The organism is Bacillus sp. NTK071, from assembly GCF_017303315.1.
Lineage (GTDB): Bacteria > Bacillota > Bacilli > Bacillales > Guptibacillaceae > Guptibacillus.
The window spans coordinates 1-254 of the sequence record NZ_JAFKOI010000161.1 but is presented as its reverse complement, the minus strand read 5'-3'; the positions used below and the strand labels follow the sequence as shown (position 1 = coordinate 254).

The following is a 254-nucleotide window of genomic DNA, read 5'->3' as shown; positions in this document are numbered from 1 at the left end:
GCCGGTAAAACACAGCAGTGGCAGTGTGGTGATCACACCGGCGGCGACCAGCAACAGGTTGAGTGACCACGGATTGGCTGTCATGTCTGAGGTTGCGCTGTCGGCCATGGTCAGCAGATAAACCGCCGCAACCGGAAACAGCAGCAGCGTTTCAATAAACAGGCCAGTTTGTGCATCCAGACTGACTTTTTTGCGCAGCAGGCCATAAAAACCAAAGCTCATCGCCAGTGCAATGGCGACCACGGGGACGGAGC

At 56.3% G+C, this 254-nt stretch carries 1 pseudogene; it reads right to left on the bottom strand.

Annotation, left to right across the window (positions count from 1 at the left end):
• Positions 1-254, bottom strand: a pseudogene (locus JI666_RS21445) (EamA family transporter RarD); the annotation flags it as partial.